Raw genomic sequence first — 3525 nt, 5'->3', positions numbered from 1 at the left:
AATTTGAAAATCGTCAGCCCGAACCAAAGTTAAATTAATAATCAAATGTTGATGCTTCTTTTATCAGCTAAATTTTTATTCCTTCTGCCGGAACTGAAGCGAAATAGCAAAACAAAAGCTGATGTTTTATTCCGTCAGCCAGTTTTTTGCCAAACCAATGTTAGCTGATGTTCTTATCTAAAGGTTGTTTGATAATATTTGTATTTTTTTATTGTTTCCTTCTTTTCATATATTTCATTATAACCTTTAACATAAAAGCAATTGTCTGATTTCCATACAATATTTTCAATAGCAAATTCTGTGGAATTGTAACTTGCATATTCTTTTAGATAGTTTTTTGGATTTGTTTTGTCATTTATCTTTAAAATCCCTATAGAACAGTTGTCATCATTTATATAATTGTAATAATAAATAAGATATTTATTATTGATAGAAGGAATTGGTGTTTCCACACTTCCGTCTCCAAATGAGATAATTTTGTATTTATAATCTGTTAAACTATCTAATAAAAACAATTCACCAAGGCTAAATTCATCTGACGTTGATATTTCAGTAATTGCAAATAACTTTAGCTTTGGATAGTAACCAATTAGATCATACCCACTCCAACCTTCATTTCCACCATAATCCTTAAATTTTTTAAACTTATGTTTTTTTAAAGCTGTTTGAATAAAGAAAAAGCTTTCATTTTGTTTAGTATCTATTTTATTAATTCCCTTTGCTGGTTTAAGTGTATTGAATTCACTTTCTGATAATGTGTCAAATACTAACGTCGGTAACTTTTCATATGTATCACTGTAGCCAACTTCTATATTTTTTGAAGTATGATTTGATTTTTTGATTACTTTATGAGTAATGGTTGAATCCACTTTTTTAAAGTTATATGATTGTTCTTGCTTTTTGAAATTACAGGAGTAAATTAAAATAGATAAAAACATCAAAATAGTAACTTTCATAAGTTCGGTCTTTCGGAATATCAGCTAACGGAAAAGGCTTGGCGAAGAACTGGAATTTAAAACCCGTCAGCCGAAAACCAAAGTTAAATAAAAGTTCAAAAGTCCAATACTGTTTACCAGCTAAATTTCTGTTCCTTCTGCCGAAACTGAAGCAAAATAGAAAAACAAAAGCTGAATCAAATCTGTCCGCCAGTTTTTAGCCAAACCCATGTTAGAGGCAGTTTGTGTTTTTGCTTTTTTGGGACAAAAAAATCTTTAGCAAACTCTGTCGGGCAAAAACACAAATTGCGCCTAACGGTTTGGGTATTGCCGAAGGCGGGGATTTTTAGCACGAAAGTTCAATCGAAGAACGAAAGTTGAACCTTGCACTAATGTCCAATCGAAGCACTTCAGCCCCGCTTTTGGCAATACCTTGTTACCTGCTGGCTTTTTAATTGTTTTTCATATATTTGTCACTCATTTCAGCGAGATAGATGTGTGGCCGGCTATTTTAGCGTTTTAGGACGCAAGTCAACCGCTTATAAAGGTGAATTAAACAAGGGTAATGCATCTATCTTCTGTAATGAACACTGTAAAACCATAGTTTTTCATTTCGGTTTCTTGTATTGAGTTTTCTTAATATAATTACTTGGACGATTTGCTCTCCGAGTTGTTTGTCTACATATCTCGCTCTTATTCCTAATTTTTGTTCAAGTTCTAATAAACTTTCCTTTTGGTTGAGCAAAAAGAATTTATCTTTTTCAATTTCGTCAACCATTTGCTTAGCAACTCCTAATAATTTTAGAGAGTTAATTCGTCTTTCTGCTCCTCTATTTGACGATAGAATATGATCCCAGCCAGTTTTAGAAACTCTAATATCCTTATCTATTGCTTTACAAAATATTGTATTTCCGTTCTTCCAATCTTTGTAAAATTTATGAGATTCTTCTTTTAGCTTTATAGAATTCAAGAGTCTTTTACTTTCAGCATTCAACTTAATTAAAGGCAAATGAGCATTAGACATTAGAGGTTTAATCAATTTAAGAAACGCTCCTTTACTGTGCTCTCCAAAAACATTTTTTTTAGGAATACTAATTAGTGTTTTTGAGTTTTCAACTCTTAACCCTTTGCTTTTTAAATCCACCCACCACGCTTTTGAATTTAAGCGACTTTCTTTCCAAGTGATTTTTCCCTTGTCATCTTTGACAATATTACCACTCTTGTCTCGGATTGGTTTTGCCGGATTTACAAAAATTAAAATAGCTGGCTCAACTTGCTTCGACCAATATTCAATATGTTCAATTAACCCAAGCTCATCATCAATGGATATTTTGATTTCATCTTTGGTCTCGCTTGATATATATTTTGCGCCACACTTCACTTGAACATTGATTTTTACACCAAGGTCTGTGTTTCTCTTTTTCATAAGAATTAATCCGTCAATTCCTTTGTCATTTCTTGCGTCAAAGGGTTGCCAACCACATTCCCAAAACTCTTGAACAAATTGTGCTACAACTCGCATTCCAGTCGCTTCATTTTTTGTCCTGATTCTATTTGGTAAGTCGCTCATGTGTGTATTGTCTTTAAGCTTGCAGGTAACGTTTCGGGCTTGGCGAAGAACTGGAAATTGAAATCCTTCAGCCCAAACCAAATTTAAATTAATAACAAAAAGTCCAATACTGTTTTTACAAGCTAAATTTTATTCCGTCTGTTGAAACTGAAGCACAATAGCAAAACAAAAGTTGATGTTTATTCTGTCCGCCAGTTTTTTGCCAAACCAATGTTACCAGTAGTTGTTTTTTGAACGTTAAGGTAAAATATACAAACCAGTTCGTTTAACTATTTCTAATAAAGGTTCAATTTTTTGAAAATCTTTATACCAAATTACATTTGTCCAATCCCATTCTTCTCCATAAACAGCAGAATATTCTGGCAAGAGTAAATCGTATCGATGTCCAACTTCCCAAGTCTGATGTTTGATATCACAAACTTTTAACAGATGTTCTAAAGAATTTGGTTTATAAAACGTAATTCGATAATGTCTTTTGTGCCTCCAAAGGTAAACGTTTGTTAAGATGAAAAACTCTTTAATTACATTTTCAAGCTTTGTTCTTCTGTCTCGCAAAGTATTTGGATCGGCAACATATATCTGATCGCATTCTTCTTGTGTTAGCCATTTGTCAAAAACACTTATACAAACAGAATCGTAAATTTCTCTTTCTTCATATAATTGTTTTTTGACATTTGGTAGTCCAGTTCTGATTTGTTTCAGTTCAATTGTCGTAAGCTTTTTAGTCATACAATTACTGGTAACGGAAAAGGCTTGGCGAAGAACTGGAATTTGAAACCCTTCCGCCGAAAACCTGCACTAAAGATAAAAAGAAATTCAAAAGTTCAATAACTTTCGTCGGCCAGTTTTTTGCCAAACCAATGTTGCACGCAGCTTTACCAGAAAGTTTGAAATACTGTTTTTAACGGCAAAAAAAACCAGACTTGTCGGCGGAAAAACTTTGAGCGATTAAACTTGAATTGCATTTTGTTGGTCCGCCAGAAATTTGTTTTAGCCAAAGTCGTAAGATTTTGATTTGTT

General features: G+C 32.8%; 3 protein-coding genes. All 3 read right to left on the bottom strand.

What is annotated here, in order from left to right; genetic code table 11:
- Positions 1–173: 173 nt before the first annotated feature.
- Positions 174–956, bottom strand: coding sequence for a hypothetical protein (locus tag GO621_RS18525; protein WP_157569860.1), 783 nt, complete (start codon positions 954–956; stop codon positions 174–176).
- 550 nt (positions 957–1506) lie between these two features.
- Positions 1507–2505: a DUF4365 domain-containing protein gene (locus tag GO621_RS18520; protein ID WP_157569858.1), complete on the bottom strand. Its 999-nt coding sequence runs from the start codon at positions 2503–2505 to the stop codon at positions 1507–1509.
- Positions 2506–2742: 237 nt separating this feature from the next.
- Positions 2743–3234, bottom strand: coding sequence for a hypothetical protein (locus GO621_RS18515; RefSeq protein WP_157569856.1), 492 nt, complete (start codon positions 3232–3234; stop codon positions 2743–2745).
- Positions 3235–3525: the final 291 nt, after the last annotated feature.

It is taken from the genome of Mucilaginibacter arboris (assembly GCF_009754915.1).
GTDB classification, from domain to species: domain Bacteria; phylum Bacteroidota; class Bacteroidia; order Sphingobacteriales; family Sphingobacteriaceae; genus Mucilaginibacter_A; species Mucilaginibacter_A arboris.
This window is presented reverse-complemented; position numbering and strand designations above follow the sequence as displayed.